General features: G+C 44.7%; 9 protein-coding genes. 5 read left to right on the top strand and 4 right to left on the bottom strand.

Annotation, left to right across the window (positions count from 1 at the left end):
* Window positions 1–316: 316 nt before the first annotated feature.
* Both H8S75_RS18960 and H8S75_RS18955 read left to right on the top strand, forming a co-directional pair.
* Window positions 317–1,735, top strand: a complete 1,419-nt coding sequence (locus H8S75_RS18960) for an ATP-binding protein (protein WP_187022976.1) — start codon at window positions 317–319, stop codon at window positions 1,733–1,735.
* Window positions 1,736–2,137: 402 nt separating this feature from the next.
* Window positions 2,138–3,808 (top strand): cell wall-binding protein, encoded by a 1,671-nt coding sequence (locus H8S75_RS18955; protein WP_187022975.1) that lies wholly within the window; start codon window positions 2,138–2,140, stop codon window positions 3,806–3,808.
* A 212-nt stretch (window positions 3,809–4,020) separates the two neighbouring features.
* Here H8S75_RS18955 and H8S75_RS18950 read toward each other — a convergent pair whose 3' ends face one another.
* The gene (locus tag H8S75_RS18950; RefSeq protein ID WP_187022974.1) at window positions 4,021–5,475 is read right to left on the bottom strand and encodes a PspC-like choline-binding domain-containing protein; all 1,455 of its coding nucleotides are present in this window, start codon (window positions 5,473–5,475) and stop codon (window positions 4,021–4,023) included.
* A gap of 1,086 nt (window positions 5,476–6,561) precedes the next feature.
* Here H8S75_RS18950 and H8S75_RS18945 point away from each other — a divergent pair.
* From H8S75_RS18945 to H8S75_RS18935, 3 genes are all read left to right on the top strand, one after another.
* Window positions 6,562–8,382, top strand: coding sequence for a phosphotransferase (locus tag H8S75_RS18945; protein WP_187022973.1), 1,821 nt, complete (start codon window positions 6,562–6,564; stop codon window positions 8,380–8,382).
* Between the two features lie 114 nt (window positions 8,383–8,496).
* Complete coding sequence (locus tag H8S75_RS18940; RefSeq protein ID WP_187022972.1) at window positions 8,497–9,642, top strand: N-acetylmuramoyl-L-alanine amidase family protein; 1,146 nt, start codon at window positions 8,497–8,499, stop codon at window positions 9,640–9,642.
* 214 nt (window positions 9,643–9,856) lie between these two features.
* Entirely contained in the window at window positions 9,857–11,707 is a 1,851-nt protein-coding gene (locus H8S75_RS18935) for a GH25 family lysozyme (RefSeq protein ID WP_187022971.1), read from the top strand.
* 87 nt (window positions 11,708–11,794) lie between these two features.
* Here the strand turns inward: H8S75_RS18935 and H8S75_RS18930 are convergent, their stop codons facing one another.
* From H8S75_RS18930 to thrC, 3 genes are all read right to left on the bottom strand, one after another.
* Window positions 11,795–13,912: a glutamine synthetase III family protein gene (locus tag H8S75_RS18930; RefSeq protein WP_187022970.1), complete on the bottom strand. Its 2,118-nt coding sequence runs from the start codon at window positions 13,910–13,912 to the stop codon at window positions 11,795–11,797.
* A 303-nt stretch (window positions 13,913–14,215) separates the two neighbouring features.
* Window positions 14,216–15,079, bottom strand: a complete 864-nt coding sequence (gene fba / locus H8S75_RS18925) for a class II fructose-1,6-bisphosphate aldolase (RefSeq protein WP_156834068.1) — start codon at window positions 15,077–15,079, stop codon at window positions 14,216–14,218.
* A 158-nt stretch (window positions 15,080–15,237) separates the two neighbouring features.
* Entirely contained in the window at window positions 15,238–16,725 is a 1,488-nt protein-coding gene (gene thrC, locus H8S75_RS18920) for a threonine synthase (protein WP_187022969.1), read from the bottom strand.
* Between the last annotated feature and the right edge of the window lie 108 nt (window positions 16,726–16,833).

Raw genomic sequence — 16,833 nt, 5'->3', positions numbered from 1 at the left:
GAGGTAATTATACTTCCTATAAGGGAAATTAGGAGGAAATAAGTCTTGACAAAACAGCAATATTATAGCTTTTTTATTTATTTTAATTAAATACTAATTAAAATTTGTCTTACACATATTTTTAAATTAAATTATTATATAATTATTTTTCGTGAATAAATATAAAAATGGTTGTATTAATAATTTGCTTTATAAAAAACAAACATCATGTATTTAAAAGAAATGGTGGAATAATTATGTATTGAAAGTTTTACTATAAGATGATATACTATATGTGCTCATAGTATACTGTCTAATAGTAAAGGGAGAGAATTATATGTTTATTGGAAGAAGAATCGAATTGGATGAATTAAATAAGTTATATAATAAATCCACGTTTCAAATGGCAGTTATCTACGGACGTCGAAGAATAGGTAAAACCCGATTGATACAGGAGTTTATGAAAGATAAATCAGCCGTCTATATGACTGCGGTAGAGGCCGGTATAGCCATTAATTTAGAACTTCTTAGCACCTCTATCTACCTGGCCTTTTTAGGTGAAGAAGAGGCGGCAATGATGCCATCATTTAAGGATTTCAGAGTGGCGTTGCAGTATATTACAAAGAAAGCAAAAGAATCAAAAATATTACTTATTATTGATGAATATCCCTATCTGGCTCAGGCAGATAAAAGTATTTCTTCGATTCTTCAGGCTATGATTGACCAGGAGTGGAAAAATAGTAATATTATGCTTATTTTATGTGGATCGTCTATGAGCTTTATGGAGAATCAGGTCCTGGGATATCAAAGTCCCCTATATGGAAGAAGAACCGCTCAATTTCGTCTGGATCCTTTAGACTACTATGAATCTTCTTTATTTGTTCCCCGTTACTCAGCAGAAGAAAAGGCTTTGGTCTATGGCATTACAGGCGGAGTTCCTCAATATCTGGAAATGGTCGATGACTCTATTTCAATTAAAGAAAACATTTTGGAAATGTACTTGAATCCTAATGCCTATCTTTACGAGGAACCGGCAAACTTAATGAAACAGGAATTGAAAGAACCTGCCAATTATAATGCAATTGTAGAAGCAATTGCGAAAGGGGCAACAAAATTAAATGAAATATCCAATAAAGTACAGATGGAAAATTCAAATGTTTCCACATGCCTTAAGTCATTAATCTCTTTGGCATTGGTTGAAAAAGAAAGTGCTGTTACAGAAGAAGATAATAAGAAGAAAACCGGCTATATTTTGGCGGACCAAATGTTTCGTTTCTGGTATCGTTATGTACCACAATGTATGCTGCTAATTAATACCGGGCGACCAGAAAGGGCTTATGAAAAGATCATTGTTCCCGATTTACAAAATTATATGGGAAAAGTATTTGAAAAAATGTGCCTCCAACATCTGGCTAAGCTTAATGCACAGGAAAAACTACCTTATGAAATATTAAAGTTGGGCAGATGGTGGGGAAATAATCCGTTGTTGAAACGGCAGGAAGAAATTGATATATTGGGCATAAATGATATTGATAAAACGGCGGTATTTGGCGAATGTAAATATCGAAATGAGGTTATTGATCTGGATACGGCGGAATTATTGATCCAGCGCTCTGAACTTTTTCCCAAATATTCAAATAAGGGGTATATTTTATATTCGAAAAAGGGATTTAGCAATAGTGTATTAAATTTAGCTTCTCAACCGCAGACGTATATGAAACTCTTTAGCCTTGAAGAACTTTATAATTTGGAATAAGCTGCAGGCACTTGTTCTGTGTCGACAGGCCTGTAATGAATCTAATAAAGTATGGATTAAAGTATTTAAGAGCAAGCCTTATTATAATATTAGCATAATAGGCTTGCTTGTAATATCTAAATATTGCAAAAATACTAGAATTAATGTGTTATTATAAGCTAATAAATATACATGATAAGAAATTAATATACATTCGATAAAAGTAATATTAATCATATAATAGATTTTGTGTAAATAAATATAATCTGTACTTTAAATACAAAACTTTTATATATCAAATAAAATCAGTTGTTTATTACACGCTCCTTCCACCTAATTTCCCTTATAGGAAGTATAATTACCTCGTAATGCAATTAGGAATTTCAAAAAGTATTTCAAAAAGAAAAAGGAGAGTGCATTTTTATGAGAAAGCAGACAAAATTAGTTGCAGTATTATCTGCAGCAGCACTGCTTGCCATCGGTGCTTCCATGACATCTCTTGCAGCAACTGGCTGGCAGGAAGAAAATGGTACATGGGTTTATTATGACAAGAATGGCGATGCAGTAACAGAACAGTGGGCAAAATCAGGCAATAACTGGTTTTGGCTTAATGAAGACGGAGAAATGGCTACAGACTATCTGGTAGATGACGACGGTAATTACTATTATGTAGATGCTAACGGCGCCATGGTTACCAATCAGTGGGTATCCATTGAAAATGAAGATTATGATGGGGATGACGGAGATGAGCCGTTAAACTACTGGTATTATTTCGGTGCCAACGGAAAAGCTTTCAAGAGCTCCTCAAACAGCAACAGTGCTTCATTTAAGACTATCAATGGCAAGAAATACATCTTTAATGACGAGGCTCAAATGCTCTATGGCTGGATCGATACAGACGGTCAGAGAATAACTGGAGACGATGACTGGCGTGAAGGCACATATTACTGTGGTGATGAAAATGATGGTGCTCAGAAAGTTGGCGAGTGGGCTTATCTTGAAATTACCGATAATAACTGGGATGACATAGATACAGGACTTTCCAGCAATAACCTGTTTGATGATGAAGACCAGACTCGTTATTTCTACTTCAAAACTAATGGTAAGAAAATGACCGACGAAAAGGGCAAGACCATTAACGGCAGAAAGTACAGCTTTGATGAATATGGCCGTATGAATGCAGAATGGGTTAACTGGGATGCTACGCCATCTACAGCCAGTGCAGGCTCTGCCTCCTATACAACCGGATACAGATATTATGGAGATCCTGAAGATGGTGCAAGAGTTACCAAAGGCTGGTTCCAGGTAGTTCCGGATTCTTACTTGAGCCCAGATGACTATGAGGATGATGAGAACAACTGGTATTACTCTGACAAAGATGGAAAATTAGTTGCTTCCGAAATTAAGACAATCAATGGAAAGAAATATGCATTTGACTCCTATGGCGTAATGAAGAGCGGCCTGAAGGCAATTAAGTTTGTTGGAAACAGCACAACTGAGATTGACGAAATCAAGGGCGATGATGGTGTTGCTAACATGCATTTCGACACAGAAGACAACTTCAAAGATAACGTTTCAGCTTTATACGGCGCAGATTATAAGTTGTACTACTTTGGTTCCGGCGATGACGGCGCTATGAAGACTGGAAAGCAGACCGTAACCATTGATGGTGAGGATTATTCCTTCTTATTCAACAAGTCTGGCAGCTCCAAGGGTGCTGGTAAACTGGGCATCGATGATGATAAGTATTATTTAGGCGGTATGTTATTAAAGGCATCTAAGGATGATAAGTATTCCGTTATTAAAATCACGAAGGATGCGAGTGGCACAATTACTGCACTGGAATGCTTAAGCACAGAAGAGTTCCTTGATGATGTTGATGCAACTTCTTCAATTCCGACAGGAAAAGATGATGATTACGATGAGTACTACAATGTGAAGGAGTCCGCAGCAGATACTGCAACTACACAGTACAGACTTGTAAATACTTCTGGTAGTGTTCAGAAGAATAAGAATAAAGCAAAAGACGGTGATGATCGCTGCTTCAAGATTGGTAGTGGTAAAGAGATCGAGGCTGTTTTTGTAGAAAGCTAATTCTAATTTGCAACAAGAAATTCTAATTGCCATAGATTTAACCTGGAGTGTTGAAGTGTACTATTGTACACTTTGACACTCTTTTTGGTACCAGATTAGTATAAAAGGTAAAGCATAACGATTGTATAATAAAGAGGATATTCAACAAACCATTTAAGATTTGTCGAATATCCTCCAATAGCAATTAGAATTTCTTATCGAAATTTACGAATTTACTTTTTTGCTTCCCCGCCGAAGTATGTTACTTTACCATCAGCATCTGTACAATAGTACATACCATCAGCATCTTTTAAATTAGTTTTCTTTTTCATGATAGAACCAGAAGTGTTAACTAAGTAACCGTCTACTTTACCATCAACTAATTTGCCATCCTCGCCAAAGGACTGATATCTGTAATCCTTATCAGCTTTGATCTTACGGCCTAATACTAAAAGAGTCTTCTTTGTTTCTGTTGTTCCTTTGTACTTGTTAACACCAGTTGTTCCAAAGGTATAAGAATAGTTATCACCATCAACATCAATAGTCTGATTTCCCGTCTTAGCGGAACCATCATCACCACTGCCGAAGTAATATACTGCAATATTCTTATCTTTCTTATATGCTGCATATGCTGTATCAAACTTACCAGCATCATCAATCTCAATCATACCAGGAAGAATCTTTCCGTCTGACTGAATATTTAATGCCCAAAGGCCGCTCATCATTTCACCTTTTTCGTTGAAAGCATATTTCTTGTTGTTAATTGTTTTTAAAACTGAATAGTATACATTGCCGCTACCATCAGCATAATACCACTTTGTGGAATCATCATCATAAGCGCTCTTGTTAACGTTCTCTTCCGGAACTACTTTAACCCAGCCCTTCTGTAATCTCCAGCCTTCGTCTCCGCCGTTGAAATACTGATATCCGGAAATAGTAGCTGTATCAGGTGTAGAAACGCTATCAGTCCAGCCATCCTGCATTACACCATTCTCGTTAAATGCATATTTCTTGCTGTTGATTGTCTTGATTGCATACTTTGTAGCATCATCAGCTGCATACTTCTTGCCATTTGATGGGTTGAAGTAGAACCAGTAGTTCTTATCTTCATCATCTTTAATAACAGAAAGCTTCATCCAGCCTGAAGCACGAGCACCATCGTTCTCGTCGCCACAGTAGTAATCGCCTGACTGCCAAGCGTCATCACCTGTGATTCTGGTAGCATCTTCTTTATTTACCCAGCCATAAAGCATTTTGCCTTCGCTGTCAAATGCATACTGCTTGCCGTTAATTGTCTTAAAGGAAGCGGAACCAGTTGACTTATAAGCCTTGCCGTTTGCCTGGAAATAATACCAGTATGCATCTGGCTCGTCTGTGTCGCCTGCATTCTCGTTCTCAACTGCTACCCAGCCATTAGCTACCATAGCACCGTTGGAATTTACATAGTAGTAGTTTGTACCATCATCGATCAGCTCGTCGGTTGCCATAACTCCATCACCGTTTAAATAGAACCAAGCGTCTCCTGATTTTGCCCAAGTATCTGTTACCTGATCGCCGTCTTTGTTATAATAAACCCACTCGCCATTCTCTTCCTGCCAGCCAGTTGCTGCAAAAGAGGTCATGGAAGCGCCGACAGCTAACAGAGCTGCTGCAGATAATACTGCAACTAATTTTGTCTGCTTTCTCATAATTAATGCACTCTCCTTTTTCTTTTTGAAATACTTTTTGAAATTCCTAATTGCATTACGAGGTAATTATACTTCCTATAAGGGAAATTATCAATACTTTTTTTCACTTTTTTTGCATATTTTTCAAAAAGTAATAAATATTCACAATTCCACCAGGAAAATATCATTTCCTCCATCACACTGACAGTATAATATAATTTTTTCAAAAATGCTATAACTTTTCTCTGTGCATTTTCTTACGTAATCTTTACGAAAAACGGGCCTCTGCGGCATATTGTACTCCCATTAGTACAATCCAGCCATATTTAAATATATCCACCTAGTTCTCTTAAATTACTTCATGTATTTAACTGCTTCACATAATAGGACATACTGTTGAAATCTTAATAGCATGATCTCTTATTATATTGCCAATATACATATCTGCATTATTATGATAACGGACTTTCATGGTATGCTTCAATTATTAATAATGCAATAATGCTATTAGTGATAGGGGCTTAATAATAGAGGCTGCGAATATCTGATTAGATATACTTTTAGGCTTTTGCTTTTTAGGCTTTTATGCTTTTATGCTTTTATGCTTTTACTGCTTTTACCACCTTTACTGCTTTTTCTACATCATTGTTTTTTTTCGTAAACCGCTCTTTCTTCCCCATATTTACTTTCATCTTCCCCCCACTCTCCTATTTTATATCTATCCCTCACAAATTATTTCATCAGATTATAAATGCCATACTACTTAACAAATAGATTCACCTAACTTTAAATCTCCACCAACTACAAGCTTCCTGCCTACGCATCTGCTTGATAATAATACTAAACTTACCTATATATAATACTTTTCAAAATCCCACTCCATTTAACGGCACACCTTTCTAAGTCGTGCGCCACTTCGAAATCCTCTCTTCCGTCTCCTCTTCCCTTCCCTCCCCACTTCCCCACCAACTCCAACCTTGCATTTCCACACAATTATGCTATAATGTTCACATATACTAATATATCTATATTTTTGAACATCAAACATCTTCTTTTTACAATATGCATTTTCCTAAAATATGATCATTAACCACGGAGGTATCTATCATGAATCGTAATGTAATCATCTGCCGTTCTATTCTTGAGAACCCGGCAATCACACAGAGGGAATTAGCTCAGGCACTGGATGTCTCTCTCGGAACGGCCAATAATCTTGTGAAGGAATGTATTTCGGAACAGCTCATTGCCCTGGCCGGTGCGGGCGGTGCGTATGAGCTGCTCCCGGCCGGACTGGAGCTTCTGAAACAGTATAAGGTTGACGGGGCCCTGATTATCGCCGCCGGTTTTGGATCCCGCTTTGTCCCTCTGACCTTCGAAATGCCGAAAGGCCTGCTGGAAGTCTTTGGAGAGCGAATGATCGAGCGGCAGATTCGCCAGCTCCATGAGGTCGGCGTACAGAATATTACAATTGTCGTGGGATATTTGAAAGAGAAATTTGAATACCTGATTGATAAATATGATGTGAAGCTTCTATATAATCCTGAATATTCTTCTAAAAATACACTGACTACCATTTACCGCGCCAGGGAGGTCCTGCGGGGAAGAAATATGTATGTGCTCTCTTCTGACAACTGGATGCGGCATAACATGTACCACGCCTATGAGGGCGGCGCCTGGTACTCTTCTGCTTTTATGGAAGGGGAAACTTCGGAGTGGTGCCTCGATTACAATAAAAAAGGCAGAATCGGGAGCGTATCGGTTGGCGGCATCGATCAATGGGTTATGTATGGACCTTCTTATTTCTCAAAGGAATTTTCTGAGAAGTTCCTTCCGGTTCTTGAGGCCTACTATGAACTTCCAGGGACAGAACAGTTTTACTGGGAAAATGTCTATATGGATATGCTCTCGGGCGAGGCGGCAAAGCGTCTTCCAAATCTTAAGGAGGCTCACGGCGACATTGATATGTACATAAACCGGAGACCAGAGGATGAGGTGTACGAATTTGAAAATCTGGAGGAGCTTCGGAGATTTGATATCAAATATCAGCGTCACTCTGACAATGAAGCCATGGAGCTGGTCGCCCGGGTTTTTAAAGTGCCTGAGTCGGAAATAACGGAAATCAGATGCTTAAAATCGGGTATGACAAATAAATCGTTTCTATTTAAAGTAAAGGACCGCCACTATATCTGCAGAATTCCTGGGCCGGGAACCGAGCTTCTTATTAACCGGAGACAGGAAAAGGCAGTATATGATGTGGTAGCCGGACTCGGTATTACGGAGAAGATCATTTATTTTGACGGGAATACCGGATATAAGATCGCGGAGTATTACGATGGCGCAAATAATGCGGATCCCCGCAATTGGGAGCAGATGGAAAAATGTATGGCAATTGTACGCCGCCTTCATAATTCCGGTCTTACGGTTGAACACTCTTTTGATATGAGAGAGAGGATTGATTTTTATGAAGACCTTTGCAGAAGGCATAGGGACATCCCATTTGAGGATTATGGGAAGGTACATGGCTGGATGACAGAATTAATGGACCGCCTGGATTCCATGGGACGCCGGAAGGTTCTCTCTCATCTCGATGACAACGGCGATAATTTCCTGATGCTGGAGGACGGTGGGGTCCGTCTGATCGACTGGGAATACGCCGGTATGTGCGACCCGCTGGTGGATGTGGCCATGTGCGCGATCTATTCCTATTATACGGATGAGGAGACAGAACGCCTGATCCGGGTATATCTGGAGCGGGAACCGTCACTGGATGAGCGATACTCTGTCTACGCACATATGGCGCTTGGCGGATTTTTGTGGAGTCTCTGGGCTGTGTATAAGGCATCTTTGGGGGAAGAATTCGGTGAATATACGATTATAATGTACCGGTATGCAAAGCATTTTTATAAAAAATGCAGGGATATTGGATGAGTTTTGGAAATTTGTCCGCAAATCGTAATAATTTTTTTATGCATTATAAGGCCTCCTGTGATATAATGAATTTATATGTGATGTCGTATCTTGTAAGAATAGGAGGAGATTAGGATGAGATGTGGGAAAACAATGACTGCGTTACTCCTGGCCGGACTCGTGGGAAGCGCGACTTTAATACCGGCTGGCACCGCGTGGGCCGCGGCAGGATGGCAGCAGGAAGGCTCACAGTGGAAATATATGGACGCGGACGGGTCTGTACATAAAGGATGGGCAAAAAGTACTGATGGTACTTATTATTATATGGATCTTTCGACCGGTTACATGGTGACAGGCTGGAAACAGATTAATAATAACTGGTATTATTTCCGTTCCAACGGAGCCATGGCAACGAAATGGGTGGAAGACGGCGGGAAGTATTATTACCTGATGGATGACACCGGTGTTCTCGTGAAGGGCTGGCTGAGAATCGGTGATGATTATTACTATATGAAGGGCGACGGCACCATGTCTACCGGATGGCGCGAGATGGATGGCGGCTGGTTCTATTTTAAGGAAAACGGCAAGTGCACGCTGGGATGGGGACAGATCGGTAACGACTGGTTCTATTTTGGAAGTGACGGCAAGATGCTGACCGGCTGGCAGCAGATCGGCGGAGAGTATTACTATCTGAACTCAGACAGCAAGAACGTTCTCGGCAAGATGATGACGGGCTGGCTCAGCGATGGTACGAATAAGTACTATATGGATACTTCGAGCGGTAAGATGGCTCACGGCTGGAAGGAACTTGAAGGCTCCTGGTACTATTTTAATGATGCAGGCCATATGATGACAGGCTGGATTCAGCTTTCCGGTGTCTATTATTACCTCGATCCTTCTACCGGCAAGATGGCAGCTAATACGACTTTGACAATTGATGGAGTCAGCTATACATTTGCTTCCAATGGCGCTTACCAAAACAGCAATTCCAACGCGCCCAGCACAGGAGGCAATGTATCGGCGCCTGGCAGCGGAACGAATAATACGAACGCGCCTGGTTCCAGTACCAACACCAATACTAACACCAATACTAACACCAATACTTCCGGAGGCCCCGGAGGATCTTCCACGGGGAATGGCAATTTAAGCAGCGCCCCGGGCAGCAATAACAATACACCAGGCGGCAGCAGCTCGCCGGGAGGCAGCAACGCCCCAGGAGGCTCTTCCTCCAACAACGGTGTTTACCAGCTGGCACCGGGACTCACAAACGGACCAGGCTGATAGATGATTCAGACATACTGCCGTAAAAGGCAGAGTAATTCAGTTAAATACACCGTGGCAGCCGGCTAATGCTCATGCAGGCATGGCACCTGGCTCGTTGACCGCGGAAATAAAGGTTTTGTGTGGGTATCTGCACTTCGGCGCGGATACCCATCGTAGTTTTAATCGTAGTTTTATCGGAACAACTGACTGCAAGGATGAGGAGGCTGACACTTTGAAACACAGAAGAATTACTGGAAGAATTACGGCGGCAGCGCTCAGCGCCGTCATGGGCTGTTCAGGAGCATTCCTGTACTCCGCCCCGCCCGCCTACGCTGCGGGCTATGAACGGGTAAACGGGTATTATCAGATGCTGGATGGAACCGTGATCGACGGCGTCGTGGCAAGAGGAATCGACGTATCCCGGTGGCAGGGCAATATTGACTGGAATACAGTAGCCGCTGACGATGTGGAATTCGTCATGCTGGGTACCCGGTCAAAAGGGGCGGTAGACCCCTATTTCCACAAAAATGTGAAGGAGGCTTCCGATGCCGGAGTACGGGTCGGCGCCTACATTTATTCACTGGCAACCACACCGCAGATGGCTGTGGAGGAGGCGGATTTCGTCCTCGATCTGGTAAAGGATTATCCGATTTCATTTCCAATCGCGTTTGACGCGGAGGACAGCTCCACACTGGGTTCTCTTCCGCCAGCACAGGTCACGGAGATCATCAACACCTTCTGCGAACGGGTGGAGGCGGCCGGGTATTATCCCATGGTCTATGCCAACGACTACTGGCTGGCCAATAAGATCGATATGACAAACATGCACTATGACGTGTGGGTGGCCCGCTACGAGGTAAAACATAACTTCTCCGATCCGATCATGTGGCAGGCTACCAGCACCGGATCCATCGAGGGCATCAGCGGTAATGTTGATATCAATTTCCTTTACAAGGACTTAACTCCCTATCTCCCGGGGAATCTCTGGAGGACCATCGGGGACAAGACGTATTATTACCAGAACTATCAGATGCAGAAGGACGCCTGGATCAATGACGGGACCGGCTGGTTCTATATGAACGGCGAAGGCCTTGCTTCTACCGGGTGGCTGGAGAAGCTGGGACTTAACTATTATCTCGACGACACGACCGGACGCATGGTGACTGGTTGGAAACAGCTTTCCGACAAATGGTATTTCTTCAATGCCAGTGGTGCGATGAGTACCGGATGGCTGGATGATAACGGCTCACGTTATTTCTTAAACAACGACGGTACCATGAAGACGGGATGGCTTCAGCAGATGAATCAGTATTATTATCTTGATGAGGCTTCTGGAAAGATGGCTACCGGCTGGAAGCAGCTGGACGGAAAATGGTATTTCCTTCAGGATACAGGTATTATGTCTACCGGATGGCTGGATCAGAATGGCACAAAGTATTTCTTAAACAGCGACGGCTCCATGGTAACCGGATGGCATACGGAAGGTGATAAAAAATACTTCCTGACCGACAGCGGCGCGGCGGCTACCGGATGGCGGCAGTTGGACGGCACATGGTACTATTTCAATCAGGGCGGCGATACGGCCCGCGGATGGATCAATCCGGACGGAAACTGGTACTACTTAAACCAGGATGGCAGAATGCAGACTGGCTGGCTGGAGGACGGCGGCGCAAAGTACTACTTGAGCACCTCTTCCGGAAAGATGACCGTTGGTTGGCGCGAGGTTGACGGCGCATGGTACTATTTCAACGGCAGCGGCGCCATGGTCACGGGTCTCACGGAGATCAACGGGCAGCTCTACTACTTAAATCCTGCTGACGGCAAGATGGCGGCTTCCACTACCCTCGATTTTGACGGTGTCGATTATACCGTCGACGCAAACGGCGTCTGCACTAAGGTAGAGGAACCGGTGGAAGGTGCTGCACAGGATGGACAGAACGCCGGCAGTGCACCACAGGACGGACAGAACGCTGGCAATGCACCACAGAATGGACAGAGTGCCGGCAATGCAACACAGGAATCCCCGGCTGACAGCAGTCAGACAACGTCTCCAACGAAAGAGATCGGGCCTGGAATTAAATAAGTAAGACATTGAAAAGCAGCTTCGGCTGCAAAAAAGGAACCGCCTCCCTGTTCATCAGACAGGGGGCGGTTCTTTTTTTATTTTCCCTTATACTTCGAAAATCAGATCTCCATAGCTTGGCATCGGCCATAATTCCTTATCGACCATCATCTCAAGCTTATCCGCCGGAGCGCGGAGCGCTTCCATGGCCGGGACTACGATATCGTGGTAGGCATTGGCCTGCTCCTTATTGTCTTCGATGATGCCGCATTTCTCTGTTACATCGATCAGATTTGCCAGCGCTACCTTCATATCAGAAAGATAGGCGGAGGTCTCTGTCAGAAGTTCGGCCTGGACGCTCACATCGGCCTCCGGGCAGGCGGTCTGTACTTTGCTTAAGGAATCGGCCAGCATGGTCGCATATTTGACGGCCGCCGGGATAATCTGCTTGCCGGCCATATCGATCATGGTTCTGGCCTCGATGTTGATTGCCTTGCTGTATGCCTCATATTCGATCTCAACACGGGATTCCAGTTCGGCTTTCGTAAATACGTTGAACGCTTCAAACATCCGGACTGATGCTTCTGTGGTAAGGGCCGGAATCGCTTCCACCATGGATTTGATGTTCGGAAGGCCTCTCTTCTCGGCCTCTTCCACCCATGCGTCCGCATAGCCGTTTCCATTGAAGATGATTCTTCTATGGGCTGCCAGCTGCTCTTTGATCATATCATGTACCGCTGTATCGAAATCCTCCGCCTTTTCCAGTATGTCGGCCGCTTCCTTGAACGCCTCCGCCGCAATGGTGTTTAATACCACGTTCGGGGAAGAAATGGAATCAGAGGAACCTACCATACGGAATTCGAATTTGTTGCCCGTAAAGGCGAACGGGGATGTTCTGTTTCTGTCGGTCGCATCCTTGAATAAATCAGGCAGTGTCTTGACTCCCGTCTTTAATGTGCCTCCCACCTTGGAATGGGTGGCTTCGCCGGTGCTGCAAAGCTGATCGACCACGTCCTCCAGCTGTTCACCGATGAACACGGAAATAATAGCGGGCGGTGCCTCGTTGGCGCCGAGTCTGTGATCATTTCCAACGTCTGCCGCCGATTCACGAAGCAGATCGGCGTGACGGTCAACGGCCTTTAAGATACAGGACAGCACCAGAAGGAACTGAATGTTCTCATGAGGGGTCTCACCTGGATTTAACAGGTTGATTCCGTCTTCTGTGGTCAGGGACCAGTTGTTATGTTTTCCGGAACCGTTGACTCCGGCAAATGGTTTTTCGTGAAGCAGGCAGTTTAAGCCGTGGCGGCCGGCCACCTTCTTTAAGGTTTCCATTACCATCTGGTTATGATCTACGGCTACATTGACCTGCTCGTAGATCGGCGCCAGTTCATGCTGAGCCGGCGCAACCTCGTTATGCTGGGTCTTGGCCGGAACGCCTAAGCGCCAGAGCTCTTCGTTGACTTCCTTCATATATGCCGCGACACGCTCCCGGATGGCTCCGAAATAATGATCTTCCAGCTCCTGCCCCTTGGGAGGCATGGCGCCGAATAAGGTGCGGCCTGCGTAAATTAAGTCTTTTCTCTGTAAATATTTTTCACGGTCAACCAGGAAATACTCCTGCTCCGCCCCTACGGACGGGACCACACGTTTGGATGTGGTGTTGCCGAATAATCGTAAAATTCTCAATGCCTGCTCGTCAACAGCCTCCATGGATTTTAAAAGAGGTGTCTTCTTATCCAGGGCTTCTCCTGTATAAGAGCAGAACGCGGTGGGAATGCAAAGGGTTACGCCGATGGCGTCTTCTCTTAAAAATGCCGGTGAAGTACAATCCCATGCAGTATAGCCTCTCGCCTCAAAGGTGGCTCTCAAACCGCCTGATGGGAAGGAGGAAGCGTCCGGTTCGCCCTTGATCAGCTCTTTTCCGGAGAATTCCATGATGACTTTTCCCTCGGAGGTCGGTGCTGAAATGAAGGAGTCATGCTTTTCGGCTGTAATACCGGTCAGCGGCTGGAACCAATGGGTATAATGGGTCGCGCCTCTCTCAATTGCCCAGTCCTTCATCGCATGTGCAACAACATCAGCGATGGACGGGTCCAGTTCCGCTCCGTCTTCGATCGTCTTCTTTAATTTCTTGAAAACGGATTTCGGCAAGCGCTCTCTCATGACGGTTTCGTTAAATACGTTTTTACCGAAGATTTCGGCAACATTTACTACTTCGCTCATAAATTTTCCATCCTCTCATTTGGTCTGTGATTTAGACTTCTCGAGTCTCCTCTTTTTTCCTGGTTATGCGCGCAATCATCTGTGACAGATTAAGTCCGTCACTCCGGACTCTCGCTCCGGCGCAGAGTGCGCCTCCCCCGGAGGGTTCTGGTTTTATAGGGCGAACATTCCTATGATACCAGAAATGGCGCCCTCCTGCTGTCAGGAGAACGCCATCGTTCCTTAATTAAAATAAACCATTTCTCTCAAAAATGCAAGTATTTTTTTTAATAATTGCTTTTAAGAATTCAGGATTATTCAAACTTAAGCTTTTCCCACGGAACCAAATAATTCCATCTTCTCTTTGACGGTTGCCTTGATTGCTTCCGTTCCAGGTGCGAGAAGTTTACGCGGGTCAAAGCCCTTGCCTGCTAAATCCTTGCCTGCTTCGATGTATTTACGGGTAGCGTCAGCGAAGGACAGCTGGCACTCTGTGTTTACGTTGATCTTGGCTACGCCGAGGCTGATCGCTTTCTTGATCTGATCCTCAGGAATGCCTGTACCACCGTGAAGTACTAACGGCATATCGCCTACTTTGTCTTTTACGGCAGCCAGAGTCTCAAAGCTTAATCCAGCCCAGTTCTCCGGATACTTGCCATGGATGTTGCCGATACCGGCAGCCAGCATGGTTACACCCAAATCTGCAATCTGCTTGCACTCGTTCGGATCTGCACACTCACCCATTCCAACTACGCCGTCTTCCTCGCCGCCGATGGAGCCGACTTCTGCCTCTAAGGAGATGCCTTTCTCTGCACATACTGCTACGAGTTCTTTCGTCTTCTCAACGTTCTCTTCGATCGGATAGTGAGAGCCATCGAACATGATGGAGGAGAATCCTGCCTCGATACATTTATAGCAGCCTTCGTAGCTGCCGTGATCCAGATGTAAAGCTACCGGAACTGTGATGTTCAGTTCACCGATCATCGCCTTTACCATCGCTGATACTGTCTTGTAACCTGTCATGTATTTACCAGCACCCTCGGATACACCAAGGATGACCGGGGATTTCAGTTCTTCTGCTGTCAGTAAGACCGCTTTGGTCCACTCAAGGTTGTTGATGTTGAACTGGCCAACAGCATACTTTCCGTCTCTTGCTTTTTCAAGCATTTCTTTTGCTGAAACTAACATATCACAAACCTCCAATTCGATTTATATTTATTTCATTTCTACATCATTATATACCATTTCGCGTCATTTGCAAAGATAAATATTTTTTGAATTGTGATTTTTATAACAATCTTACATATTTTCTTACATATCGCCTTTTCCGACCATCATCTTTTCGATTATACCGAAAGAATCCCGGCTACCGTGGCCTGCATCTGATCAATTCCGCACTCCGCGGTATGGCGCACAGGCGCTGTACGGATCTCCTCTACAGCCTGCGGGATGGCAACGCCTGACAGCTCTGCCAGACGGTCCACAATGGCAAATTCATCTTCCTCCGGCCGAACGCCGTCGATGGCCTCCAGAACGCTTCCTGAGAACTTATACGGGCTGGCTGTGGACGCGATAACGGTTTTGGCAGGATCCTTTGTATCTTCTTTATAATGATTGTATACAGACGCTGCGACACCTGTGTGGGTATCAATTAAGTACCCGGTGTCTTCGAAGATCTTTTTAATCGTGGCACGGTTCTCTTCTTCCGACGCAAAGCCTCCAAGAAAATCTTTCATGAACCCGCGCATCTCTTCTGTCACCGTGTAGCTTCCCTTGTCGCTCAATTCCTTCATCAGGGCTGCATTGGCCTTAGCATCGCTGCCGGCACTTAAATAGATGAGGCGCTCTAAGTTGCTGGAAATGAGAATATCCATGGATGGGGAGGTCGTCAGGATGAAATCGCGGTTCCTGTCGTATGTACCCGTGCGGAAAAAGTCATACAGAACCTTATTCTCATTGGAAGCACAGATCAGGGTCTTCACCGGGACGCCCATCTCCTTTGCCAAATAAGCCGCAAGAATATTGCCGAAGTTGCCGGTAGGCACCGTCACGTTGATCTGCTCCCCTGCTTCGATCTCGCCGGCCTCCAGAAGCTTTGCATAGGCATACACATAATATACAACCTGAGGAACGAGACGGCCGATATTGATGGAATTCGCAGAGGAAAGCTGGCAGCCTTTTTCGGCGAGCGCAGCCGCAAACGCCTTGTCTCCGAATATTTTCTTCACGCCGGTCTGGGCATCATCGAAATTACCGTGGATTGCCACTACGTGAGTGTTATCCCCCTTCTGCGTCACCATCTGAAGCTCCTGAATGCGGCTTACGCCGTCTTTTGGATAGAAGACAATGATGGCTGTTCCTTCCACATCGGCAAAGCCAGCCATGGCGGCCTTACCGGTGTCGCCGGAGGTTGCTGTCAAAACTACAATCTTGTTTTTTACCTGATTTTTCTTAGCGGCAGTGATCATTAAATGCGGCAGAATGGAAAGAGCCATATCCTTAAATGCGATTGTGCTCCCGTGGTATAACTCCAGGAAATAAGCGCCATCCGCCTTTGCCAGAGGAGCGATCTCCCCGGTGTCAAATTTGCTGTCATACGCTCTGGCGATGCAGTTCTTCAGTTCTTCTTCCGTATAGTCGGTGAGGAACAGCTTCATCACCTCATAGGCGGTCTCCTGATACGTCATGCCTGCCAGCTCTTCCATCGTTTTATCAAGCTTTGGGATAAAGGTCGGCATAAATAAGCCGCCGTCGTCTGCCAGCCCCTTTAAGATTGCCTGGGAGGCCGTCACACCGGTCTCGCCGCCGCGGGTGCTTTGATAGGATAATTCCATGATGTCTCTTTCCTTTCTTACTCTTACATATTGTAATTCAGCCGTATTTTCATGCTTTTGGTCTGAAACCTTGCCAGAATTGTAGCATACTTTGTTTGAAGGTGCAAC

The organism is Hungatella hominis, assembly GCF_014288005.1.
GTDB lineage: Bacteria > Bacillota > Clostridia > Lachnospirales > Lachnospiraceae > Hungatella > Hungatella effluvii.
This window is presented reverse-complemented; position numbering and strand designations above follow the sequence as displayed.

Coding starts and splice junctions, on each gene's coding strand:
- H8S75_RS18960 (WP_187022976.1), top strand. CDS start 317: ATGTTTATTGGAAGAAGAATCGAATTGGATGAATTAAATAAGTTATAT.
- H8S75_RS18955 (WP_187022975.1), top strand. CDS start 2,138: ATGAGAAAGCAGACAAAATTAGTTGCAGTATTATCTGCAGCAGCACTG.
- H8S75_RS18950 (WP_187022974.1), bottom strand. CDS start 5,475: ATGAGAAAGCAGACAAAATTAGTTGCAGTATTATCTGCAGCAGCTCTG.
- H8S75_RS18945 (WP_187022973.1), top strand. CDS start 6,562: ATGAATCGTAATGTAATCATCTGCCGTTCTATTCTTGAGAACCCGGCA.
- H8S75_RS18940 (WP_187022972.1), top strand. CDS start 8,497: ATGAGATGTGGGAAAACAATGACTGCGTTACTCCTGGCCGGACTCGTG.
- H8S75_RS18930 (WP_187022970.1), bottom strand. CDS start 13,912: ATGAGCGAAGTAGTAAATGTTGCCGAAATCTTCGGTAAAAACGTATTT.
- fba (WP_156834068.1), bottom strand. CDS start 15,079: ATGTTAGTTTCAGCAAAAGAAATGCTTGAAAAAGCAAGAGACGGAAAG.
- thrC (WP_187022969.1), bottom strand. CDS start 16,725: ATGGAATTATCCTATCAAAGCACCCGCGGCGGCGAGACCGGTGTGACG.